Raw genomic sequence first — 22,637 nt, 5'->3', positions numbered from 1 at the left:
GAGTCCGGTCTGCTCTGAGTCCGGTCTGCTCCGAGTCGCCCCCTGGCGCGGGCCGCGTGCGCGGGGCTCGACCCTGTCAACCGTTCGATGGATCCCCGGAACGGCCGCGACGCCGAGGCTGGAATCAGACCGAAAGGATTCCCGATGCGCAGACTCTTCACCGCCGCGTTCGCCTCCATGATCGCGGGCGTCGCCTCCGGACTCTTCTACCGAGAGTTCACCAAGATCAACGGCTTCCCCGAGGGGGAGGCGACGCAGCTCGGGCTCGTGCACACGCACCTGCTCGTGCTGGGCTTCATCGTGCTGTTGATCGTCCTGCTCCTCGAGAAGGCGTTCGCGCTCTCCGAGAGCCGCCTGTTCGGCTGGTTCTTCTGGCTGTACAACGCGGGCCTGGTGCTCACGTCGGCCATGATGATCTGGCACGGCTGCCTCACGGTGCTCGGGCAGGAGTCGTCGAGCATGATCGCGGGCATCGCGGGGCTGGGCCACATCCTGCTCAGCGCCGGTATGCTGCTGCTGTTCCTCGCCTTGCGGAAGCGTCTGTTCGCGACGAAGCCCGCCGCCCCGGCTGCGGCCGCCCCGGCCGTCTCGGCCTGACGGCGTTCACAACTCAGGAACTTCAGGGCCGGACAGCCGTGTCCCCGTGATCCGGTCCGGTGCCCGACGAAGTTCCTGAGTTGTGAACAGAGAGACCGCCCGAGGCCGGAGTTAGTCCGCCTCGACCGAGTCGTCGCGGAGGTGCGCGATGTGCGCCGCGTGCCGGGCCAGGTGGTTCGGGGAGCGGCGCACGAACAGCCAGGCCACGAGCAGCACGACGAACCAGATCGGCGTCACGAGCAGCGCGGTCAGCGTGTCGGGCTGGGTCGTGAGCGCCCACAGGATGAACACGAAGAACGCCAGCACCACGTAGACCATGAACACACCGCCGGGCAGCCGGAAGGTCGACGCGGCGACCTTGTCCTTGCGGGTGCGGCGGTACACGAGGTAGCTGCACAGGAAGATCGTCCAGACGAACATGAAGCACAGGGCCGAGACCGTGGTCACCATGTCGAACGCGGTACCGATGTCCTTGCCCGCGTAGAGCAGCACGACGCCGGAGAACAGCAGGATGCACGACAGGAACAGGGCGTTCTGCGGCACCCGGCGGCGCGAGAGGCGGGCGAACATGCGCGGGGCGTCGCCGTCCTGTGCGAGACCGAACACCATGCGCGAGGTCGAGTAGATGCCGGAGTTCGCGCTCGACATGGCGGAGGTCAGCACCACGAGGTTCACCACCGTCGCGGCGATGCCGAGTCCGGCGAGGGCGAACATCGCGATGAAGGGGCTCTCGCCGGCGACGTACTCGGTCCACGGGGTGACCGCCATCAGCACGATGAGCGCGCCCACGTAGAACAGCAGCACACGGATCGGGATCGCATTGATGGCCTTGGGCAGGTTGCGCTTCGGGTCCTTGGTCTCCGCCGCTGCGGTGCCCACGAGCTCGATGCCGACGAACGCGAACACCGCGATCTGGAAGCCCGCGACGAAACCCATGAATCCGTGCGGGAACATGCCGCCCTTGTCCCACAGGTTCGAGAAGCTCGCGGTGCCGGCGTCGTGTTGGAATCCGGTGAAGATCATCACGAGTCCGGTGATGATGAGCGCCACGATCGCGACGATCTTGATCAGCGCGAACCAGAACTCCATCTCGCCGAACGCGGCGACGGTCGGGAGATTCAGGGCGAGCAGGATGACGATCACCAGCACGCCGGGGATCCACAGGGGGATTCCGGGGATGAGCGCATCCGTGTATCCCGCGATCGCGATCACGTCGGCGACGCCGGTGACCACCCAGCAGAACCAGTAGGTCCACCCCGTGAAGAAGCCCGCCCACGCGCCGAGCAGGTCGCTCGCGAAGTCGCTGAACGACTTGTACTTCAGGTTCGACAGCAGCAGCTCGCCCATCGCCCTCATGACGAAGAACAGCATGAAGCCGATGATCATGTAGACGAAGATCACCGAGGGGCCCGCGACCGAGATGGTCTTGCCGCTGCCCATGAACAGCCCGGTGCCGATGGCCCCGCCGATCGCGAGCAGTTGGATGTGGCGGTTGCTCAGCGCTCGCCGCAGATGCTGTTCCTCTCCGTCCGCGGCGGTGTCGCGCTCGCGTCCGGTTCCCCCCGTGTGCTGCTTCGTCATTTTCTTCCTCCGGTCCTCGTCGACGGTTGCCGTCCGACGGTACCTGGAGGAGGGGCCGAGTCCAGAATCGAGTACCGGCATGCCGCCGTTTCCCCCGAGTGAGCGTCTCCGATTCGAAGCGCCCGGGACGTGCGCTACTTCGCGACGAGGGTCGTCTCGAAGCTGTACATGTCGGGTCGGTAGCAGTGGTTTCCATACTCGATCGCTCGCCCGGAGTCATCGAAGGCGATGCGTTCCATGGTGAGGACGGGCCCGCCGTCGTCGATGTCGAGCAGCCCACTCTCGTCCCCCTCGGCGCGACGCGCGCCGATCTTCTGCTTCGCGATGCGGATCGTGACGCCTCGTGCGCGGAGGATCTGGTAGAGGCCTCGGGTGCCGAGGTCATCTGTCGTGATGTCGCGGAACTCCGGAGGGAGGTAGTTCTCCAGCACGGCCACCGGTGTCCCATCGGTGCTTCGCTGACGGCGGATGTAGACGACCTCATCCCCCGGGGCGACACCGAGGCCGCTCGCGACCACATCGGAGGCGGGAACCACCTCGTGGGCGAGGACACGGGTGCCCGGCTCGTGATGCGAGCCCTGCAGATCCTCATAGAGACTGGTCAGTTCGACCTGGCGGGTGACCTGGCCCTGGACGACCTGGGTGCCGATGCCTCGGCGACGCACGAGAAGGCCCTTGTCGACGACCTCCTGGATCGCGCGGCGCACAGTGGGGCGTGAGAGGCCCAGGCGCTGGGCGATCGCGATCTCGTTCTCGAGGCGGGCACCGGCGGGGATCGCTCCGGAGTGGATCGCCGATTCGAGGCGGCTGGACACCTGGTAGTACAGCGGCACGGGGCCGGTGCGGTCGAGGTCGGCGAACAGTTCGGCCGGCCAATGGGGCTCGTCGCCGGCCATCGTTCCCTCCCCGGCCCACGCGCTCGCGGGGCCATGTTCCGACAATCTTACGTCCGTGTCGGCGTTGCCCCTGGTCCCTTGCACAGATCCATCCATGTGTTATTGTTAGGACATTCAAGCATCAAGGCCGATGCTCGTACAGAGAGCCGTACAGAGAGGTGTTCGCGCGCATGACCGCTACGCAGAACGCACCCGAGATCATCGCCTTCGGACGTCTCGGGGTCGATCTCTACCCGTTGCAGAGCGGTGTGGTCCTCGAAGACGTCACGAGTTTCGGCAAGTATCTCGGCGGCAGCGCGGCCAACGTGTCGGTCGCGGCGGCTCGGCACGGTCACCAGGTGGCTCTGGTCTCCCGCGTCGGCGATGATCCCTTCGGGCGCTACCTGCATCGGGAGCTCGATCGTCTCGGCGTCGATCGTTCCCGGGTCGTCGTGGATCCTCGCCTGAAGACGCCGTTAACGTTCTGCGAGATCTTCCCGCCCGACGACTTCCCGCTGTACTTCTACCGCGACCCGAAGGCGCCGGACCTCAACATCGACATCGCCCAGATCGACCTGGACGCCGTGCGCGCCACCGATCTCCTCTGGCTGACCGTCACCGGACTCAGCCAGGAGCCGAGCCGCTCGGCGCACTTCGCCGCGCTCGAGGCGAGGCGGCGCGCACGGTTCACGGTCCTCGATCTCGACTACCGTCCGATGTTCTGGAGCGATCCGTCCGAGGCGTCGGCGCAGGTCGGCGCCGCGCTCGACGGGGTGACCGTGGCCGTGGGCAACCGCGAGGAATGCGAGGTCGCGGTCGGGGAGACCGATCCGCATCGAGCCGCCGACGCGCTGCTGGAGCGCGGCATCGAACTCGCGATCGTGAAGCAGGGACCGCGCGGCGTTCTGGCCAAGACGCGGGACGAGTCGGTCGAGGTACCGCCGTTGCGCATCGATGTCGTGAACGGGCTCGGTGCGGGCGATGCCTTCGGCGGAGCGCTGTGCCACGGATTGCTGAGCGGGTGGGGGCTCGAGCAGATCATCCGATTCGCGAATGCAGCGGGGGCGATCGTCGCTTCGCGGCTGGAGTGCTCGACGGCCATGCCGACGACCGTCGAGGTCGACGCGGCGATGGCAGGGGGGAAGTGACATGAGCGGCATGCTGACGGCATCCGACTTCGCACGCCTGCGGGAGGTGCGTTCCCGGCGACCCTACGAGATCGCGGACGCCCTGCGCACCCGCACCCGGCGGGAGGTCCTGAGCTCCGACGACCGGATGTTCATCGTCGCCGCTGACCACCCGGCGCGGGGTGCGCTGGCGGTCGGGGCGGATGCCACCGCGATGGCGGACAGGTATGACCTGCTCGACCGGCTGGCCACGGCTCTCGCCCGTCCCGGTGTGGACGGGGTGCTCGGCACGCCCGACATCATCGACGATCTCGCGGCCCTCGGTCTGCTCGAGGGCAAAGTCGTCGTCGGCTCCATGAACCGCGGCGGCCTGCGCTCCGCGACCTTCGAGATGGATGATCGCTTCACCGCCTACGACGTGCCGAGCATCATCGAGTCCCGGCTCGACTTCGCGAAGACCCTGATCCGCATCAACTTCGATGACGAAGGCACCTCGGCGACCCTCGAGGCGACGGCACATGCCGTGACCCAGGCGGCCGCCGCCCGACTGCCCATCATGCTCGAGCCGTTCGTGAGCGAATGGAAGGACGGCCACGTCGTGAACGACCTCACCTCGGATGCTGTCATCCGCTCGATCGCGATCGCCGCCGGGCTCGGCGGAAGCAGCGCATACACCTGGATGAAACTGCCGGTCGTCCCCGAGATGGAGCGGGTGATGGCGGCGACGACCATGCCGACCGTGCTCCTCGGCGGTGATTCGCCTGAGGGACCGGACGAGACCTTCGCCGCCTGGGAGGACGCCCTGTCGCTCTCCGGCGTGCGGGGGCTGACCGCCGGTCGCACGCTGCTCTACCCTCCGGACGGCGATGTCGCTGCGGCCGTCGACATCGCGGCACGGCTCGTCCACCCCACGTTGATCTGAGGAGCACACATGACCATCGAGACGACCAGCACAGCGGCGACCCCTCCCGTGGGGGGTGTGCCGCAGATCGGCCACTGGATCGACGGAGCGCCGCGTTCGTCGACGAGCGGTCGCACAGCCGACGTCTTCAACCCGGCGACGGGAGCGGTGATCGGGCAGGTCGCCCTGGCCGACGAATCCGAGATCGCGGAGGCGATCGCTTCCGCGGACCGCGCACAGCGTGCCTGGGGGAGCACGTCGATCGCCAAGCGCCAGGCAGTGCTGTTCGCCTTCCGCGAGCTGCTCAACGCGAAGAAGGGCGAGCTCGCCGAGATCGTCACGCGCGAGCACGGCAAGGTGCTCTCCGACGCGATGGGCGAGATCCTCCGCGGTCAGGAGGTGGTCGAGCTCGCCACCGGGTTCCCGCACCTGATCAAGGGTGCGTACTCCGAGAACGTCTCCACCGGCATCGACGTCTACTCGATCAAGCAGCCGCTGGGTGTGGTCGGCATCGTGAGCCCGTTCAACTTCCCGGTCATGGTGCCGATGTGGTTCTTCCCGATCGCGATCGCAGCCGGCAATGCCGTGGTGCTCAAGCCGAGTGAGAAGGATCCGTCCGCGGCACTCTGGATGGCGGAGCTGTGGCGAGAGGCAGGGCTGCCCGACGGGGTCTTCACCGTGCTGCAGGGCGACAAGCTCGCCGTCGACGGACTGCTCACGAGCCCGCTCGTACAGTCGATCTCGTTCGTGGGGTCGACGCCGATCGCCCAGTACATCTACGAGACCGCATCGCGTCATGGCAAGCGCGTGCAGGCACTCGGCGGGGCGAAGAACCACATGCTCGTGCTCCCCGACGCCGACCTCGATCTCGTCGCCGATCAGGCGATCAATGCGGGGTACGGTGCGGCGGGCGAGCGATGCATGGCGATCTCGGTGCTGATCGCCGTCGAGCCTGTGGCTGACAGGCTCATCGAGAAGATCACCGAGCGGATCTCCCGGCTGCGCGTCGGCGACGGAGCAGGCGGTCCCGACGGAGAGCCCGACCTCGGACCCCTGATCAGCGGTGCGCACCGCGAGAAGGTGTCCGGCTACGTCGACATCGCCGCGGCCGACGGCGCGCGCATCGTGGTCGACGGCCGAGGACTCGTCGTGGACGGGCATGAGGACGGCTTCTTCTTCGGGCCCACGCTGATCGACGAGATCCCGCTCACATCGAGGGCGTACCGGGAGGAGATCTTCGGGCCGGTGCTCTCGATCGTCCGCGTGGAGACGTTCCAGGAGGGGCTCGACCTGATCAACTCCGGCGAGTTCGGCAACGGCACGGCGATCTTCACGAACGACGGCGGTGCGGCCAGGCGCTTCCAGAGCGAGGTGCAGGTCGGCATGATCGGCATCAATGTCCCGATCCCGGTTCCGGTCGCCTACCACTCCTTCGGGGGATGGAAGGCGTCGCTGTTCGGCGATGCGAAGGCGTACGGTGTGCACGGGTTCGAGTTCTTCACGCGGGAGAAGGCGGTCACCAGCCGCTGGCTCGACCCGGCGACGCACGAGGGCATCAACCTCGGATTCCCGCAGAACCGCTGAGGTGCGCATGAACGTCGAGAGGCATGCGGATGACGGCGCGGCCAGGGAAGCGCGGTGGTTCCACCGTCGTGGCGCACTGGCCGCCGGGGAGTGGGAGAGCGTCGTCGACGACGGCCTCCCGGGCTGGCAGCACACGGGCCTCCGCATCGGCGTAGTGGCAGTCGGGGAGTCTCTCGCCGTGCCGGAGGCCGGGCAGGAGCGCATCGTGGTTCCGCTCGCCGGCCGCTTCTCGGTGGAGGTGATCGAGGAAGGTGCGGCGTCGACGATCGAGCTCGTGGGGCGACGCTCGGTGTTCGATGGTCCGACGGATGTCCTCTACCTCTCCTCGTTCGCCGCGGCCACGGTGCGTGGAATCGGCCGGTTCGCCGTCGCTTCGTCGCCCACGATCGAACGACGGCCCTCGCGCCGGATCGCGGCGAGCGAGACTCCGGTCGAGCTTCGAGGTGCCGGATCGTCCAGCAGGCAGGTGCACAACTTCGGCACACCGGAGGCGCTCGATGCGGCACGGCTGATCGTGTGCGAGGTCATCACTCCCGCCGGCAATTGGTCGTCCTATCCTCCCCACAAGCACGACGAGCACGTGCCGGGGCATGAATCCCGACTCGAGGAGATCTACTATTTCGAGGCGGCACGCACCGATCGGTCGGTGCACGGATCGCTGCAGGGGGCGGACGCCGCCTTCGGACTCTTCAGCACCTACTCCTCGCCGGCGGGGGAGATCGAGATCGATGCGAGGGTGCACTCCGGTGACATCGCCCTGGTGCCGTACGGCTACCACGGCCCTGCCGTCGCAGCCCCCGGCTACGACCTGTACTACCTGAACGTGATGGCGGGGCCGGATCCGCAGCGGCAATGGCTGATCTCCGATGATCCGGACCACGCGTGGGTGCGCGATTCCTGGTCGGTACAGCCGATCGATCCGCGGCTGCCCTTCCCGGAAGGTGCGGCTCTGCACGATGACGAGTCAGATGGAGGAGGTCAACGATGACACCGGCGAGAAGGATGACACCGACCAGGAGGATGTCGGTCAGCCAGGCGCTGGTCGAGTTCCTTGCGAATCAGTGGACGGTCGACGGTGAAATCCGCGAGCGGACGATCCCCGGCGTGTTCGGGATCTTCGGGCACGGGAACGTCGCGGGCATCGGGCAGGCGCTGCGGCAGCTCGACGTCGAGCGTCCCGGCGTGATGCCGTATCACCAGGCACGCAACGAGCAGGCGATGGTCCACCAGTCCGTGGGGTACGCGCGGATGCACCGTCGCCGGGCGACCTTCGCCTCCGCGGCATCCGTCGGCCCCGGCGCGACCAACATGCTCACCGGCGCGGCCTTGGCCACGACGAACCGCCTGCCCGCGCTCCTGCTCCCGAGCGACACCTTCGCCACCCGCGTCGCCGACCCCGTGCTGCAGCAGCTCGAGCAGCCGTGGGACATCGGTCTCTCCGTGAACGATGCGTTCCGTCCGCTCTCGCGCTTCTTCGACCGTGTGCAGCGTCCGGAGCAGCTGTTCTCGATCGCCGTGAACGCGCTCCGCGTGCTCGTGGATCCTGCGGAGACGGGCGCCGTCACGATCGCCCTGCCGGAAGACGTGCAGGTCGAGAGCATCGACGTGCCGCTGTCGTTCCTCGCCGAGCGCGAGTGGCACCTTCGGCGCCCGCTGCCGGAGCGCGGCGCTCTCGAGCGGGCGGTGCGGGCGATCCGCGCCGCGAAACGCCCGTTCATCGTCGCCGGTGGCGGGGTGATCTATTCCGGGGCGGAGGGGCAGCTGCGGGCCTTCGTCGAGAGCACCGGCATCCCCGTGGGGAGCACGCAGGCGGGTGGCGGCAGCCTGGATTGGGACCACGCGCAGTACCTCGGCGGCGTGGGCGCGACCGGATCGTCCGCGGCGAACAGGCTCGCCGCAGAAGCCGACCTCGTCATCGGCATCGGCACGCGCTACAGCGACTTCACCACCGGCTCGCGCACCGCGTTCCAGCATCCCAGCGTCGAGTTCGTGAACATCAACGTCGCGGCGTTCGACGCCTACAAGCACGGTACGTCGTTGCCGGTGATCGCCGATGCACGCGAGACGCTCAACGCACTCGCGGCGGCGCTGCCCGACCGGCTCGTGAGCGACGAGTATGCCGCGAGCGTCGCCGGGGAGAAGCGCGAGTGGGATGCCACGGTCGACACTGCCTTCGTGCCTTCGGGGCGCGAGAGACCAGGCCAGCCGGAGATCGTCGGCACCGTGCAGGCGGCCACCGACCCGGAAGACGTCATCGTGCAGGCGGCGGGCTCGCTGCCAGGGGACCTGCACAAGCTCTGGCGCGTTCGGGATCCGCTCGGCTACCACGTCGAATACGCCTTCTCGTGCATGGGGTACGAGATCGCCGGAGGGCTCGGTGCCAAGCGCGGCGCGCTCGCCGACGGGTCCGACCGCGACGTGGTCGTGATGGTCGGCGACGGCTCGTATCTGATGCTGAGCTCCGAGCTCGCGACCGTCGTCGCCGAGGGGATCAAGCTCATCATCGTGATCGTGCAGAACCACGGCTACGCGTCGATCGGGCACCTGTCCGAGACGGTGGGGTCCGAGCGCTTCGGCACCAGGTACCGGATGCAGGGCGATCAGGCATGGGATGGCTCCGGGCAGGGTGAGCGGCTGCTGCCGATCGACCTCGCGATGAACGCCCGCAGCTACGGCCTCGACGTCGTGGAGATCGCGCCCACGGCCTCCGCGATCGACGACCTGTCGGCCGCGCTCGCCGCAGCGAAGGCCTCGCCGCGTTCGACGGTGATCCACATCGAGAGCGATCCGCTGCTCTACGCCCCCGACGGCGAGGGATGGTGGGACGTGCCGGTGCCCGAGGAATCGTCGCTGCCGTCGACGCGTCGGGCGCGACGCGAGTACGAGCAGCGCCGGACGGCGCAGCGGCCCCTTCTGGGGGGCGAAGGGTCTCTGGGCGCTGGAGGATCACCGGGCGCGGACGACGGGAGCGGGAAGTGAAGGCGACGGTGGCGGGTGCGCCCGTGAGCTTCGGTGTGTTCGAGCTGACGCCGGAGGGCGCGGAGACGATCGCGCCCGACGATCTGCTCGCGGCCCTCGCCGAGTCCGACTACCGCGGTGTCGACCTCGGTCCTTCGGGATTCTTCGGGCAGGGGAGACGGCTGCGGGAGCGGCTGCGAAGTCATGGGCTGGAGCTCGCAGGCGGCTGGGTGCAGCTGCCGTTCTCTGATGACGAGGCGTTCGACGCCGCGTTGCCGGAGCTGCACGATGCACTTCGGGCCTTCTCCGACGCCGCGCAGGACGGTCCTGACCGACTGCCGCTGCCGACGCTCGCCGACGGCGGTTCGGCGATTCGTCAAGGCGCCCCTGGCCGCGGTGCCGAGGTCGACCCGCTCGCGGAGGCAGCCTGGGGACGCCTGCTCGCGAACACCGAGCGCGCCGCCGCCCTCGTGAGGGCGGCCGGGTTCGAGCCGACCTTTCACCACCACGCGGGCACGTTCGTGGAGTCCCCGGAAGAGATCGACCGGTTCCTCGCGAACGTCGACGTCGACCTGACGCTCGACACAGGGCACCTGTTCATCGCCGGTGGCGATCCGCTCGATGCGGTGCAGCGCTGGGGGGACCGCATCAACCACCTTCACCTCAAAGACGTCGATCTCGGCGAGCTCACGCGCGTGCTCGCGGCCGGGGGAGGGATGCGAGAGGTCTGGTCGTCCGGAGCATTCGTCGCCTTCGGCGAGGGCGACATCGACCTCGGTGCGGTGATGGACGCCGTCGATGCCCGCGGCTTCGACGGCTGGATCGTCGTCGAGCAGGATGTGCTCAACGGCCCGGACGTCTCCCTCTCCGACTTCCGAGCCGCACGCGGGACGGACCAGATCCGCAACCGCGAGGCTCTGCGCCCCTGGGCGTGACCTCTTCTCCTCATCGCTTCTCCTCTCCTCTCCACACCTCCCTTCCGCAAAGGACCGCACGATGTCACACGCTCCTCTCCGCTTCGGCCTGATCGGTACCGGACGCATCGGCCAGGTGCACGCCGCGAGCATCGCCGCCGACCCCGACGCGCAGCTCACCCGCGTCGCCGACCCGTTCGTCGACGGCGCCCTCCGCGTCGCGGCCGCTTACGGCGGCACGGCGACCGATACGCCGGACGACGTGTTCACCGCCGGCGACATCGACGCGATCCTGATCGCCTCGCCGACCCCGACGCACGTCGATCTGATCGCGCAGGCCATCGAGGCCGGCATCCCGGTGCTGTGCGAGAAGCCGATCGACCTCGACATCGCCAGGGTCGAGGCGCTGCGCCCGCGGGTCGTGTCGTCCGGTGTGCCGGTCGCGCTCGGTTTCAACCGCCGCTTCGACCCCGCGTTCGCCGCTGCCAGGGCTCGCGTCGCCGCGGGCGAGATCGGTGCTCTCGAACAGCTGACGATCATCAGCCGCGACCCGTCGGCGCCCCCCGCCGACTATGTCGGGGTGTCCGGGGGGATCTTCCGCGACATGACGATCCACGATTTCGACATGGCGCGCTTCTTCCTGCCGGAAATCGTCGAGGTGTCGGCCTTCGGGTCGACGACGTTCGATGCCGGGGCCGCTCAGCACGGCGACTTCGACACCGCGGTCACCACCCTGCGCGCGGCATCCGGAGCACTCGTCACGATCGTGAACTCGCGGCACAGTGCGGTCGGCTACGACCAGCGCATCGAGGCGTTCGGAGGTGCGGGAATGCTGCAGGTCGCCAACGCTCCGAGCAGTCTCGTGAGCCTGTCGACCGCCGCAGCCGTCGAGGCGAAGCCGCCGTACGAGCCGTTCTTCCTGGAGCGCTACGCGGCGGCGTATGCCGCGGAGCTGCATGAGTTCATCCGCCTCGTCCGCGGTGAGGCGTCCACCAGCCCGACTTTCGAAGACGGCCGTGCCGCCCTGATTCTGGCGGATGCCGCGCAGCGCTCGGCCACCGATCATGTCGTCGTGGCGGTGGATCTGCGATGAGCACGCCGTCGCCGCGCGCCCGCTACCGACTGGCCGCCTCGGCGGAGATGCTCTACACCGAGCTCGAGTTCGTGGAGCGCGTCCGGCGGCTGCACGAGCGGGGCTTCGAGGTCGAGATCTGGGACTGGAGCACGAAGGACCTTCCGGCCCTCGCCGCGACCGGAGCCGTATTCTCCTCGATGACGGGATACCTGCGCGGCGATCTCACGACGCCCGACGGCATCGCCGAACTCATCGCCACGGCGGAGGAGTCGTTGCGCATGGCCGAGCTGATCGATGCGCCCCGGCTGAACCTGCATGGCACGGGCCTCGACTCGGACGGGCTGCCGGTGCGCCCCCGAGAAGAGGTCTCCGAACGCGAGTGGGCGACGGCGACCGAGACACTGGGGCGACTGGCAGAGCTCGGTGCGCGGGAAGGCCGTGTCTTCACGCTGGAGAACCTCAACACGGCTGTCGATCATCCCGGCACTCCCTTCGCGCGCGCCGCCGATACGCTCCGGCTCGTGCGCGCCGTCGATGCGCCTGCGCTGCGGCTCAACCTCGACCTCTATCACGCGCAGATCGGCGAGGGGAACCTGATCGCGCTGGTGGGGGAGGCGTTGCCGTGGGTCGGCGAGATCCAGGTCGCCGATGTTCCGGGGCGATGCGAGCCGGGTACGGGGGAGATCCGCTACGACGCGATCGCCGCGGCGCTGCGCGAACTCGGCTATGCGGGCGTGATCGGTCTCGAGGGCTGGGCTCGGAGCGACACGGATGCCGCCCTGGATGCGTTTCGGAACGCCTTCGGGGTCTGAGGCGCAGGGTCTGAGGCGCGGTTGGGGAGAGGAGGCCGGTGAGCGATCCACCGGCCCTCCGGCTCACGAGTCGTACGTCGTCGGCCCCGTCACCGCGGGCACGGATTCCCAGGACCCGGAGGTGGAGCTGCGCAGCGCCGCATCCACGATCTCGGCGGCCGACCACGCGTCGGACGCCGATGGGGCGAGCTGCCTGTCTTCCGCGACGGAGCGCAGGAACAGCGATGCCTCGATGGTCTTGAGGTCGTCGAAGCCCATCGACGTGCCTGCCCCGGGTTGGAAGCGGGCGAAGTCGCCGTAGCCGGGCCCGACCATCACGGTTCGGTAGCCCGATGCATCGTCGGCGAGCTGCAGCTCGTTCAGCCGTTGGAAGTCCCAACGCAGCGAGCCCTTCGTGCCGTACACCTCGATGCGGTACTCCGCGTGCGGGCCGATCGCGACGCGGCTCGACTCCAGCACCGCGACGGCTCCCGAGGCGAACCGCGCGAGGATCGCGGCGTAGTCCTCGTTCTCGACCTCACCGGTGGGCCCGCCGCTGGCGCCACGACTGAAGTGGCTGGTCGCGCCGTCGCCGGGAAGCGGCCTGGTGCGGATGAAGGTCTCGGTGAGCCCGCTGACCTCGCTGATCCGGCCGACCACGTACTGGGCCAGGTCTGCGCCGTGCGAGAGCAGATCTCCGAGCACGCCCGTTCCGGCGCGCTCCCGGCGGAAACGCCAGGTGAGCGCGCCCTCGGGGTCGGCCGAATAGTCGGCCAGCAGGGCGACGCGGACGTTCGTGACGGTGCCGAGAGCGCCATCGCGCACCAGGCGCCTGGCATGCGCGATCGCAGGCGCATGGCGGTAGTTGAAGCCCACCGAGGTGACGAGTCCGGCCTCCGCCGCGGCCTGTGCGATCTCCCGCGACTCGCGGGCGCCCCGGCCCATGGGCTTCTCGATCCAGAAGGGCTTGCCGGCGGAGATCGCGGCCTGCGCGATCTCGTGGTGGAGGAAGTTCGGCGAGCAGATCGAGACCACCTCGACGTCGGGATGCGCGATCAGCTCCCGGTAGTCCGCCGTCGTCTCGCGGAAGCCGAGCGCGCTCGATGCGTGCTCCCGACCTCCGGCATCCGGGTCGGCGGCCACCGCCAGGTCGGTAACGACGGGGAGCTCGGGGTAGTGCCTGCGCGCCTCCAGGTAAGCGCGCGAATGCAGTCGCCCCATCCATCCGACCGAGACCAGACCGACGCCGATGTGCTTCTTCGCCACCACGAGCGGCTCCTTCCGTTTGGCACAGAATACACCCGAGTGGAGATGTTGACAGAATGTATTGACATTTAATTTCCGCGGTGTCAGACTCGCCCTGACACCGACGTCATCTATGTGGGACGTGTCGACGTCGACAGCATCCGCATCGAAGGGAAACCGAAATGAAGAAGCGCCTCATCGGCGTTCTGGGGATCGCCGCCACAGCCGCTCTGCTGTTGTCGGCATGCTCCGGGACCGGGCAGGACCCGACGACCGACACTCAGGGGGGTGGCGACACGAAGTCGTCCGACCTGAGCTACGCCGTCGTCACGCACGCCGCACCGGGCGACGCGTTCTGGGACCGCGTCAAGTCGGGCGCGGAGAAGGCCGGCGGCGACTATGGCGCGGAGATCACCTACAACTCGGATCCCGACCCGGCCAAGCAGTCGCAGCTCATCGACAACGCGATCGCACAGGGCGTGGACGGAATCGTGGTCTCGATGGCCAACCCGGATGGCGTCCAGGCCAGCGTGGAGCGAGCCGTCGCGGCGGGCATCCCCGTCGTGACCATCAACTCCGGCCTCGAGAAGTTCGCCGAGTTCGGTGCGATCACGCACATCGGCCAGAGCGAGTCGATCGCAGGCGCGGCCGTGGGCACGCGTCTGGGTGAAGAAGGAGCGACCAATGCGCTCTGCGTCATCCAGGAGGCCGGCAACGTCGGACTCGAGGAGCGCTGCGCCGCAGCCGCCGGTGCCTTCAGTGGCTCGATGGTAAACCTGCAGGTCGACGGCACGAACGATGCCGAGGTCAAGGCCACCATCAAGTCGAAGCTGCAGGCCGACCCCTCGATCGACGCGGTGCTGACGCTCGGCGGACAGTACGCGATCGATGCGGTCGGTGCTGTCGAGGAATCGGGGAGCGCGGCGAAGGTCGCGACCTTCGACCTCTCGGAAGACGTCGTGGCCGCCGTAGCCGACGGCAAGATCTCGTTCGCGGTCGACCAGCAGCCGTATGTGCAGGGATTCCTCGGCGTGACGGCGCTGTACCTCAAGAGCATCAACGGCAACGACATCGGAGGGGGACAGCCGGTGTACTCCGGGCCGGCGTTCGTCACGAAGGACAACGCGGCGCAGGTCGCCGAGTTCGCCAAGAAGGGCACGCGCTAGGCATCCGGCAGGGGGCGGCCGTCGGCCGCCCCCTCTCGGCGAAAGGACTGATGATGACAACGACCGACATCGTCGCGGTGGGGAACAGGCCCCGTCTCGAGCGACGACCTCTGCGCAATCTGCTCGTGCGACCGGAGATGGGCGCTCTCGTCGCGGCACTCGCGGTGATGATCTTCTTCTCGGTGTACACCCAGAGCTTCATGACGGCCGCCGGTGCGGGCGTGTGGCTGGAGTCGGCTTCGACCTTCGGCATCATGGCGGTCGCGGTTGCCCTCCTGATGATCGGCGGAGAGTTCGATCTGTCGGCGGGCGTGCTCACGGGCTTCACCGCTCTCGTCGTCGGTGTCCTCACCACCCGATACGGCCTCAACATCTGGGTCGCGGTCCTGGTCTCGCTCGTCCTCGCCCTCTCGATCGGCGCACTCAACGGCATCCTGGTCATGAAGACCGGCCTGCCGAGCTTCATCATCACCCTGGGCACATTCTTCGTGCTCGCGGGTGTCGACCTCGCGGTCACGAAGCTCCTCACCGGTCAGGTGGCCATCCAGGGCATGACGAAGGTGCCTTACTACGACACCATCCAGCCCCTGTTCGGCTCGTCGATCTCGATCGGCGGAGGCACCTTCTACATCTCGGTGCTCTGGTGGTTCGTGGTCACGGCTGTCGCCACATGGATTCTGCTGCGCACGCGTCCGGGCAACTGGATCTTCGCGGTCGGCGGAGCGGCGACCGCATCGCGCCAGGTGGGCGTCCCCGTCCTCAAGACCAAGATCGGCCTCTTCATGGTGACCGCAGGTGCGGCCTGGCTGGTCGGGATGATCTCGCTGTTCCGCACCTCGACGGTGCAGGCGAACACGGGTGTCGGCCAGGAGTTCATCTACATCATCTGCGCGGTCGTGGGCGGCTGCCTGATGACGGGAGGCTTCGGTTCGGCGATCGGGGCGGCGCTGGGGGCCCTGATCTACGGCATGGTCTTCCAGGGGATCACCTTCGCCCAGTGGGACACGAACTGGCTGCGCACGTTCCTCGGGGCGATGCTCCTGCTGGCGGTGTTCCTGAACCATTGGGTGCGACTCAGAGCAGGAGGAGTGAAATGAGCGGGGTCACCACGATCGTGCCCGTCGTCGAGGTGCGCGACGTCGGCAAGAGCTACGGGCCGGTGAACGCGCTGTCCGGCGTGAGCACCACGGTGAACGCAGGACAGGTCACGTGCGTCCTCGGCGACAACGGCGCGGGGAAGTCGACCTTCATCAAGATGCTGGCGGGGGCGCATTCCCCTTCCTCCGGCGAACTGCTCGTCGACGGCGAGCCGGTGAGGTTCTCGTCGCCGCGGGCGGCTCTGGACGCCGGTATCGCGACGGTCTACCAAGACCTCGCCGTCGTGCCGCTCATGCCCGTCTGGCGCAACTTCTTCCTCGGCTCGGAACTGACGAAGGGGAGGGGCCCGCTGCGACGGCTCGACGTGAAGCGTATGAAGCAGGTCACCTACACCGAGCTGGCCAACATGGGGATCGATCTGCGCGATGTGAACCAGCCGATCGGCACGCTCTCCGGCGGGGAGCGCCAGTGCGTCGCGATCGCCCGTGCGGTGTACTTCGGAGCCAGGGTGCTCATCCTCGATGAGCCCACCGCCGCGCTCGGGGTGAAGCAGTCCGGCGTCGTGCTGAAGTACATCGCCCGCGCTCGCGACCGTGGGCTGGGCGTCGTGTTCATCACGCACAACCCGCATCATGCGTATCCCGTCGGCGATCGGTTCCTCCTCCTCAATCGAGGCACGAGCATCGGCAACTTCGAGAAGAACGAGATCTCGCTCGCGCAGCTCACCAGCATGATGGCCGGTGGCGCGGAACTGGATTCTCTCGCACACGAGCTGGAACGCGTGATCGGCGAGGATTCACCGGTCGTGCGGGAGGTGCTTCGGGAAGCGGAGGAAGCGGACGCGCTCGACGTGGCGAACCCGGGGGCGGCTGCGCCACGGGAGTGAGAGCGAGGTGCAGTCGATCCGGTCTTCCGGCCCGCCGAATCGATTCGATAAGCTGGTGGCACCCCCGATCATCCCCTCAGTTCTGCGAGCCGCTCCTTCATGGCCACCTCCCTCACCACGGGCCGTCCGTGGCGCGTCATCCTTGCCTTCTCCATCCCGCTCCTGCTCGGCAACGTGGTGCAGCAGCTGTACCAGTTCGCCGACGCCATCGTCGTCGGCCGGCATCTCGGCGTCACCTCGCTCGCCGCCGTCGGAGCGACCGGCAGCCTGCTGTTCCTGCTGCTCGGGTTCGCCTGGGGGCTGACGAGCGGTTTCGCGATCCCGATCGCCCAGGCATTCGGCGCGAGGAACGACGCGGCCGTGCGCCGATCGGTCGCGACCGGCGTACTGCTCAGCGCCATCACGAGCGTCATCCTGACCGTGGGCGCGCCCCTCCTCGCCGGCCCGATCCTGTCGCTGCTGCAGACGCCGCCCGAGCTGATGGCCGAGGCGACGATCTTCACGCAGATCAGCTTCCTCGGCGCGAGCGCGACGATGTTCTTCAACTACCTGTCCGCGATCATCCGTGCGATCGGCGACTCGAAGACGCCGCTGGTGTTCCTGACCGTGTCGTGTGCGCTCAACGTCGGCCTCGTCGTGCTGATGGTCGGGCCCCTCGAATGGGGAGTGGGGGGAGCTGCGCTCGCCACGGTCGTCGCTCAGGCCGTCTCGGTGGCGCTGTGCCTGGAGTTCGTGCGTCGGCGCCTGCCGATGCTGCACCTGCGCCGAGCCGACTGGCGCATCACCCGTGACGACATCGCCGAGCACCTGCGACTCGGCCTGCCGATGGGGTTCCAGGCGTCGATCATCGCGATCGGCACGCTCACGGTGCAGGTCGCGTTGAACACCCTCGGCGCCGACGCGGTCGCGGCCTACACCACGGGCTCGCGCGTCGACAGCCTCGCGGTCGCGCTGCTGTCTTCTCTCGGCCTCGCCGTCTCGATGTACGCGGCGCAGAACCACGGCGGTCGTCGGCCCGACCGCATCCGTCGCGGTGTGGTCGAGGCGACCTGGATGGCGGTCGCCGCCGGTGTGGTCCTCGGTGCCCTGCTGGTCGCATTCGGCGCCCCGATGGTGCGCCTGTTCATCGGCGAAGGATCCGACGTCGTCGTCGACGACGCGCATCGGATGCTCATCATCAACGGCTGCGGGTACTGGGCGCTCGGCATGCTGTTCGTGCTGCGCGGCGCTCTTCAGGGACTCGGTCACACGCTCGTGCCCACCGTGACCGGCGTGATCGAGCTCGTGATGCGCGTGGGCGCGGCGATCGTGCTGGGGGCATGGATCGGATTCGACGGTGTCGCGTTGAGCAACCCGCTCGCCTGGCTCGGAGCGATCGTGCTGCTCGTCCCCGCGTACATCCGCGCCCACCGCGCTCTCGGACGGCTGCCCATCGACCCCGCGGAGGCGACGGAGACCTCGGCCATCGCGATCGTCGGACCGACCGACGGGTCGATGGTCGTGGACGCGGTCGTCACCCAGCCGGTGCGGGTCGTGCGGGCGCGCCGCCTGCGGTGGCCACGTCGTCGCTGACAGCCGCGCCGCTGTCTTTCCGACTGTGCCGGTCCGTACAGATATCCGCCTTCAGGATGATGCGAGTCGCACTTGAGGCGGATGCCCATTCCGGGGGACACTTCTAATGTCGAATGAGTGGAGTAACCACTGACGGGGGGTCGTCATGACGACATTGAGAATGGCCAGTGATCTGGCTGCGGTGATGGTGCCGATCGGTTACGTGGGTGCGGCGCTCGCCGTCATCTTCGCGATCGTCGCGGCGGTCGCGATCGTCCGGGGTTCCGGTGGGCTCGCCGGGGGCGCGGTGGGTCTGTGGATCGTGGGCGCGCTGATGAGCTTCGCGGCGTCCTTCGCGCGCGAGTGGACGCCGCTGATCGTGGCATGCGCGGCGCTGGCGGCGATGCTGATCGTCGGGAGCGTCGTGCGCGCGATCGTGAATGCGGCCGGGGTGGAACGTACCGACCGCACGGTCGAGGAGCTGCCGAAGGCGGTTCCCGCGTCGAAGACGCCCGTCGCAGCGACGTCGAAGACGCCCGTCGCAGCGACGTCGAAGGTTGCGCTCACGAAGACCGGGCCGGCGACGGCGACGATCGCCGTCGTGCGCTGACCTCAGCGGTAGTCACGGTCACGGTGCTGCCCGGCCTCGTCGCCGGACTGCACCCGCGCGGCTTCGCGTGCCCGCAGCTCGACGCGTCGGATCTTGCCGGAGATCGTCTTGGGGAGGTCGGGGACGAACTCGATGATCCGCACCCACAGATGCGATGACAACCGTTCGTGCGCGTGGGCGAAGATCGCACGCGCCGCATCCGAACCGACGGCCGGAGCTTCCGGGGTCAGGCAGATGTAGGCCTTCGGCACCGCCAGGCGCGTCGGATCGGGACTCGGGATCACCGCTGCCTCGATCACGAGGTCGTGCTCGAGCAGCACGGACTCGAGCTCGAAGGGCGAGATCTTGTAGTCGGAAGCCTTGAAAACGTCGTCGGAGCGGCCGACATAGGTGAGATAGCCGTCGTCGTCGCGCACGGCGATGTCGCCCGTGTGGTGGTAGCCGCCCGTCCGTGACTCCGCGGTCTTCTCCGGGTCGTCGTAGTAGCCCGCCATGAGCCCGAGCGGCGGCTGCGACAGATCGAGCGCGATCTCACCCTCGCCCTGCCCCTCGGTGACTGCGCCGGTGACCGGGTCGAGCAGCACCACCGGATAACCGGGCAACGGGCGTCCCATCGAGCCGACCTTGACCGCCTGGCCGGGGGAGTTGCCGATGCACGCGGTCATCTCGGTCTGACCGAACCCGTCGCGGATCGTCCCGCCCCAGGCGTCACGCACCCGGTCGATGACCTCGGGGTTCAGCGGCTCGCCCGCGCCCACCAGTTCGCGCGGAGGGCGGGTGAGCCGGGCGAGATCGGCCTGGATCAGCATGCGCCACACCGTCGGCGGCGCACAGAACGTCGACACGTGGTGGGTGTCCATGACCTGCATGAGCGTGTTCGCGTCGAAGCGGGCGTAGTTGTAGACGAAGACGGTGGCCTCGGCCAGGAACGGCGAGTAGAAGCTGGACCACGCGTGCTTGGCCCAGCCGGGGGAGGAGATGTTGAGGTGCACGTCGTCGGGGCGCACCCCGAGCCACCACATGGTCGACAGGTGCCCGATCGGGTAGGAGGCGTGGGTGTGCTGCACGAGCTTCGGGCGGTTCGTCGTGCCCGAGGTGAAGTAGAGCAGCGCGGTGTCGGACGAGGGGGTCGGACCGTCGGGCTCGAAACCCGCCGGAGCGGCGGTGGAATCGGCGAAGCGTGCCCAGCCGGAGGAGATGTCGTCGCCGACGCCGATGCGCAGGATGCCGGGATCGATGTCGTCGAGGCGATCGGCGAGCGCGCCGAGAGTGATGACCGCCCGCGCGCGTCCGTGCTCGACGCGGTAGGCGAGGTCCGAAGCCGACAACAGGGTCGAGGTCGGGATCGACACGGCGCCGATCTTCGTGATCGCCAGCATCACCTCCCACAGCTCGATCGTGTTGTTCAACATCACGATCACGTGGTCGCCGCGACCGATGCCGAGCGTGCGGAGCCAGGAGGCGACCTGGTCGGATCGCGCCGAGAGCTGCCCGTAGGTCCACGAGCGCAGGCTCAGGTCGGCCTCGACGATCTGCACCGCCGGGCGGTCGGGGTTCTCGCTCGCGACCACGTCGAACCACTCCAACGCGAAGTTGAACTCGTCGACCTCCGGCCAGACGAATCCGTCGCGGGCCGCCGCATAGTCGGTGGCGTTCGCGAAGAGGAAGTCCCGCATCTCGCGGACGGTGTGCGTGGCGGCGGTGGCGCTGCGGCTCATGGTGCTCCCTTGCTCCTGGCTGGCGTGCCTTCCATCCTCGCGCACGCACCGACGCTCCGCTCGTTCCGGTCGCACTTCGTGCCGTCTGAAACGGAATCGGACGGCACGAAGTGCGACCGGAAGGGTCAGGTGGAGAGCACTCCCGGTCCGTCGCGCAGTTCGAACACGAGCTGGGTCTCGGTGCCGCGCACGACGGGGTGCACCGTGATGTGCTCGAGAACGATGTCGCGCAGGGCCGTCGCATCCTGCACGGCCACATGCACGAGGAAGTCGTCGACGCCGGCGACGTGGAACACCTGGAGGACGCGCGGGATGTCGACCAGGGCATCGAAGAGGGCCGTCACCTTGTCTCCTGTGTGGTTCGCCAGGCGCACCTTGATGATCGCCTGCAGCGGGAAACCCAGAGCGGCCCTGTCGACGCGGATGCGCGTGTCGCGGATCACTCCGCGCTCGCGCAGCGCCCGCACCCGATGTGCGCAGGTCGACTCGGCGAGGCCGAGGCGATGTGCGAGCGCCTTGTTCGTCGTCTCGGCGTCGCGGCTGAGCACCGCGAGCAGCTCGAGGTCGGTCTCGTCGAGTTGTGCTTTCGCCAAACGGGGGGCCTCCTTGCCCTTCGGATCCTGCACAGAATAGCGTTCAGCGTCGAATTTCTGGCGGCTTCTGTCGAGTTCCTGCGGTTTCATCGTGATTCCGGCAACGTGGAGTCATGACTGCACCGCTGCATCCCGACACCGTCGCCGTCCACGGCGGCCGCTCCGACCTCGAGGGGCTCGGGGTCCACGCGCTGCCGATCGATCTGTCGACCACGAACCCGCTCCCGGACATCGAGCGCGGCGGCGACTCGTACGAGGCCATGGCGACGGGAGGGCGTCCTCCGGCGGACGGCAGCATGGTCTACGCACGACTGTGGAACCCCACGGTCGCCCGCTTCGAGGAGGCACTCGCCGAGCTCGAGCACGCCGAGGCCGCGGTCGCCTTCGCCTCGGGCATGGCCGCGATGACGGCCGTGATCCTGGCGCACACGGGAGCGACCGGGGCGCGCCACGTCGTTGCGGTGCGTCCGCTCTACGGGGGGACCGACCATCTGCTCGGCTCCGGCCTGCTCGGCGTCGAGACCACCTACTGTCACCCCGACGAGGTCGCTGCGGCCGTGCGCCCCGACACCGGCCTCGTCGTGGTCGAGACCCCGGCGAACCCCACCCTCGACATCGCCGACATCGCCGACGTCGTGCGCCAGGCCGGCACGGTGCCGGTCGTCGTCGACAACACGTTCGCGACCCCGGTGCTGCAGAATCCGATCGACCTCGGGGCGGCGATGTCTCTGCACAGCGCCACCAAGTACCTGGGCGGGCACGGCGATGTGATCGCCGGCGTCGTCGCGTGCAGCGAGGAGACGGCGGAGGCTCTGCGCCGCGTGCGGGCGGTGACGGGAGGGCTGCTGCATCCCCTCGGGGCCTATCTGCTGCACCGCGGTCTCACGACCCTCCCCGTGCGGGTGCGGCACCAGCAGGAGAGTGCGCGGCGGATCGTGCAGTGGCTCATCGATCGCCCCGAGGTCGCCGAGGTGTTCTACCCGGGACTCGACGGCGACCCGCGCGGCATCCTGGAACGGCAGATGCGCGGTACCGGCGCGATGATCGCGATGCGCATGCGCGGCGGATTCGCCGCGGCCTCTGCGGTCACCACCGCGACCGCACTGTTCACGCACGCGGTGTCGCTCGGCGGAGTGGACTCGCTGATCCAGCATCCGGCGGCGCTCACGCATCGGCCTGTCCCTCCCGAAGCGCGTCCGGCAGCCGACGTGCTGCGTCTGTCGATCGGTTTGGAGGATGTCGACGACCTCATCGCCGACCTCGCCCAGGCGTTCGCCGGCGTTCCGGCCTTCGAGGTCGACGCGCCCCTCTCCGACCGGGTCACCTCCTCGCACGCGGCACACCGGGGGGCAGTTCGCGCCTGAGGA

Annotated in this window: 20 protein-coding genes; 15 read left to right on the top strand and 5 right to left on the bottom strand. The window is 68.5% G+C overall.

From position 1 onward, the window contains the following. Positions 1-144 precede the first annotated feature (144 nt). Positions 145-597: a DUF2871 domain-containing protein gene (locus DW307_RS10730; protein ID WP_136024703.1), complete on the top strand. Its 453-nt coding sequence runs from the start codon at positions 145-147 to the stop codon at positions 595-597. 111 nt (positions 598-708) lie between these two features. Here the strand turns inward: DW307_RS10730 and cycA are convergent, their stop codons facing one another. Next, positions 709-2,178: a D-serine/D-alanine/glycine transporter gene (gene cycA, locus DW307_RS10725; protein WP_136024702.1), complete on the bottom strand. Its 1,470-nt coding sequence runs from the start codon at positions 2,176-2,178 to the stop codon at positions 709-711. 134 nt (positions 2,179-2,312) lie between these two features. After that, a complete protein-coding gene (locus DW307_RS10720; protein ID WP_136024701.1) occupies positions 2,313-3,074 on the bottom strand; it encodes a GntR family transcriptional regulator in 762 nt (253 codons plus the stop codon). A 170-nt stretch (positions 3,075-3,244) separates the two neighbouring features. Between DW307_RS10720 and iolC the strand changes: the two genes are divergently transcribed. The 8 genes from iolC (at position 3,245) to DW307_RS10680 (ending at position 12,424) form a co-directional block, all read left to right on the top strand. Next, positions 3,245-4,201, top strand: a complete 957-nt coding sequence (gene iolC / locus DW307_RS10715) for a 5-dehydro-2-deoxygluconokinase (protein WP_136024700.1) — start codon at positions 3,245-3,247, stop codon at positions 4,199-4,201. 1 nt (position 4,202) lies between these two features. Then, positions 4,203-5,102, top strand: a complete 900-nt coding sequence (locus tag DW307_RS10710; RefSeq protein WP_136024699.1) for a Cgl0159 family (beta/alpha)8-fold protein — start codon at positions 4,203-4,205, stop codon at positions 5,100-5,102. 9 nt (positions 5,103-5,111) lie between these two features. Continuing rightward, complete coding sequence (locus DW307_RS10705) at positions 5,112-6,665, top strand: CoA-acylating methylmalonate-semialdehyde dehydrogenase (RefSeq protein WP_136024698.1); 1,554 nt, start codon at positions 5,112-5,114, stop codon at positions 6,663-6,665. Positions 6,666-6,672: 7 nt separating this feature from the next. Further along, on the top strand, positions 6,673-7,653 hold the full coding sequence (gene iolB, locus DW307_RS10700; RefSeq protein ID WP_136024697.1) for a 5-deoxy-glucuronate isomerase: 981 nt from the start codon (positions 6,673-6,675) through the stop codon (positions 7,651-7,653). Positions 7,654-7,667: 14 nt separating this feature from the next. Beyond that, the gene (iolD, locus tag DW307_RS10695; protein WP_136024785.1) at positions 7,668-9,644 is read left to right on the top strand and encodes a 3D-(3,5/4)-trihydroxycyclohexane-1,2-dione acylhydrolase (decyclizing); all 1,977 of its coding nucleotides are present in this window, start codon (positions 7,668-7,670) and stop codon (positions 9,642-9,644) included. Continuing rightward, a complete protein-coding gene (locus tag DW307_RS10690) occupies positions 9,641-10,558 on the top strand; it encodes a sugar phosphate isomerase/epimerase family protein (RefSeq protein WP_136024696.1) in 918 nt (305 codons plus the stop codon). The genes iolD and DW307_RS10690 overlap by 4 nt, the downstream gene beginning before the upstream one ends. Before the next feature lie 61 nt (positions 10,559-10,619). Beyond that, positions 10,620-11,630, top strand: coding sequence for an inositol 2-dehydrogenase (gene iolG, locus DW307_RS10685; RefSeq protein ID WP_136024695.1), 1,011 nt, complete (start codon positions 10,620-10,622; stop codon positions 11,628-11,630). Continuing rightward, positions 11,627-12,424 carry a TIM barrel protein gene (locus DW307_RS10680; RefSeq protein ID WP_136024694.1) on the top strand — a complete coding sequence of 266 codons (798 nt, stop codon included), beginning with the start codon at positions 11,627-11,629 and terminating at the stop codon, positions 12,422-12,424. Before iolG ends, DW307_RS10680 begins: the two co-directional genes overlap by 4 nt. Before the next feature lie 63 nt (positions 12,425-12,487). Here DW307_RS10680 and DW307_RS10675 read toward each other — a convergent pair whose 3' ends face one another. Continuing rightward, positions 12,488-13,672 carry a Gfo/Idh/MocA family protein gene (locus DW307_RS10675; RefSeq protein ID WP_136024693.1) on the bottom strand — a complete coding sequence of 395 codons (1,185 nt, stop codon included), beginning with the start codon at positions 13,670-13,672 and terminating at the stop codon, positions 12,488-12,490. A gap of 158 nt (positions 13,673-13,830) precedes the next feature. On the opposite strand from DW307_RS10675, the gene DW307_RS10670 reads away from it, so the two are divergent. From DW307_RS10670 to DW307_RS10650, 5 genes are all read left to right on the top strand, one after another. After that, positions 13,831-14,814, top strand: coding sequence for a substrate-binding domain-containing protein (locus DW307_RS10670; protein ID WP_136024692.1), 984 nt, complete (start codon positions 13,831-13,833; stop codon positions 14,812-14,814). A gap of 53 nt (positions 14,815-14,867) precedes the next feature. After that, the gene (locus DW307_RS10665) at positions 14,868-15,911 is read left to right on the top strand and encodes an ABC transporter permease (RefSeq protein ID WP_136024784.1); all 1,044 of its coding nucleotides are present in this window, start codon (positions 14,868-14,870) and stop codon (positions 15,909-15,911) included. Then, complete coding sequence (locus tag DW307_RS10660; protein ID WP_136024691.1) at positions 15,908-16,798, top strand: ATP-binding cassette domain-containing protein; 891 nt, start codon at positions 15,908-15,910, stop codon at positions 16,796-16,798. The genes DW307_RS10665 and DW307_RS10660 overlap by 4 nt, the downstream gene beginning before the upstream one ends. 99 nt (positions 16,799-16,897) lie before the next feature. Beyond that, on the top strand, positions 16,898-18,370 hold the full coding sequence (locus tag DW307_RS10655) for an MATE family efflux transporter (RefSeq protein WP_029260665.1): 1,473 nt from the start codon (positions 16,898-16,900) through the stop codon (positions 18,368-18,370). Positions 18,371-18,515: 145 nt separating this feature from the next. Continuing rightward, the gene (locus DW307_RS10650; protein ID WP_136024690.1) at positions 18,516-18,959 is read left to right on the top strand and encodes a hypothetical protein; all 444 of its coding nucleotides are present in this window, start codon (positions 18,516-18,518) and stop codon (positions 18,957-18,959) included. A gap of 2 nt (positions 18,960-18,961) precedes the next feature. Here DW307_RS10650 and DW307_RS10645 read toward each other — a convergent pair whose 3' ends face one another. Both DW307_RS10645 and DW307_RS10640 read right to left on the bottom strand, forming a co-directional pair. Then, on the bottom strand, positions 18,962-20,677 hold the full coding sequence (locus tag DW307_RS10645; RefSeq protein ID WP_136024689.1) for an AMP-binding protein: 1,716 nt from the start codon (positions 20,675-20,677) through the stop codon (positions 18,962-18,964). Between the two features lie 125 nt (positions 20,678-20,802). Further along, positions 20,803-21,270 carry an Lrp/AsnC family transcriptional regulator gene (locus tag DW307_RS10640; RefSeq protein ID WP_036330917.1) on the bottom strand — a complete coding sequence of 156 codons (468 nt, stop codon included), beginning with the start codon at positions 21,268-21,270 and terminating at the stop codon, positions 20,803-20,805. Between the two features lie 113 nt (positions 21,271-21,383). On the opposite strand from DW307_RS10640, the gene DW307_RS10635 reads away from it, so the two are divergent. Further along, on the top strand, positions 21,384-22,634 hold the full coding sequence (locus DW307_RS10635; protein WP_029264856.1) for a trans-sulfuration enzyme family protein: 1,251 nt from the start codon (positions 21,384-21,386) through the stop codon (positions 22,632-22,634). Positions 22,635-22,637: the final 3 nt, after the last annotated feature.

The organism is Microbacterium sp. K27, assembly GCF_004794435.1.
In the GTDB taxonomy this organism is placed as follows: domain Bacteria; phylum Actinomycetota; class Actinomycetes; order Actinomycetales; family Microbacteriaceae; genus Microbacterium; species Microbacterium maritypicum_A.
The sequence above is the reverse complement of the archived record's forward strand: the minus strand, read 5'-3'. Positions and strand labels throughout refer to the sequence as shown.

Bases quoted from the DNA above. Each gene is read 5' to 3' on its own strand.
- DW307_RS10655 (WP_029260665.1), top strand. From the start codon at position 16,898: ATGGCCACCTCCCTCACCACGGGCCGTCCGTGGCGCGTCATCCTTGCC.
- DW307_RS10730 (WP_136024703.1), top strand. From the start codon at position 145: ATGCGCAGACTCTTCACCGCCGCGTTCGCCTCCATGATCGCGGGCGTC.
- DW307_RS10635 (WP_029264856.1), top strand. From the start codon at position 21,384: ATGACTGCACCGCTGCATCCCGACACCGTCGCCGTCCACGGCGGCCGC.
- DW307_RS10665 (WP_136024784.1), top strand. From the start codon at position 14,868: ATGACAACGACCGACATCGTCGCGGTGGGGAACAGGCCCCGTCTCGAG.
- DW307_RS10660 (WP_136024691.1), top strand. From the start codon at position 15,908: ATGAGCGGGGTCACCACGATCGTGCCCGTCGTCGAGGTGCGCGACGTC.
- DW307_RS10705 (WP_136024698.1), top strand. From the start codon at position 5,112: ATGACCATCGAGACGACCAGCACAGCGGCGACCCCTCCCGTGGGGGGT.
- DW307_RS10710 (WP_136024699.1), top strand. From the start codon at position 4,203: ATGAGCGGCATGCTGACGGCATCCGACTTCGCACGCCTGCGGGAGGTG.
- cycA (WP_136024702.1), bottom strand. From the start codon at position 2,178: ATGACGAAGCAGCACACGGGGGGAACCGGACGCGAGCGCGACACCGCC.
- DW307_RS10720 (WP_136024701.1), bottom strand. From the start codon at position 3,074: ATGGCCGGCGACGAGCCCCATTGGCCGGCCGAACTGTTCGCCGACCTC.
- iolG (WP_136024695.1), top strand. From the start codon at position 10,620: ATGTCACACGCTCCTCTCCGCTTCGGCCTGATCGGTACCGGACGCATC.
- iolC (WP_136024700.1), top strand. From the start codon at position 3,245: ATGACCGCTACGCAGAACGCACCCGAGATCATCGCCTTCGGACGTCTC.
- iolD (WP_136024785.1), top strand. From the start codon at position 7,668: ATGACACCGACCAGGAGGATGTCGGTCAGCCAGGCGCTGGTCGAGTTC.
- iolB (WP_136024697.1), top strand. From the start codon at position 6,673: ATGAACGTCGAGAGGCATGCGGATGACGGCGCGGCCAGGGAAGCGCGG.
- DW307_RS10650 (WP_136024690.1), top strand. From the start codon at position 18,516: ATGACGACATTGAGAATGGCCAGTGATCTGGCTGCGGTGATGGTGCCG.
- DW307_RS10670 (WP_136024692.1), top strand. From the start codon at position 13,831: ATGAAGAAGCGCCTCATCGGCGTTCTGGGGATCGCCGCCACAGCCGCT.
- DW307_RS10645 (WP_136024689.1), bottom strand. From the start codon at position 20,677: ATGAGCCGCAGCGCCACCGCCGCCACGCACACCGTCCGCGAGATGCGG.
- DW307_RS10680 (WP_136024694.1), top strand. From the start codon at position 11,627: ATGAGCACGCCGTCGCCGCGCGCCCGCTACCGACTGGCCGCCTCGGCG.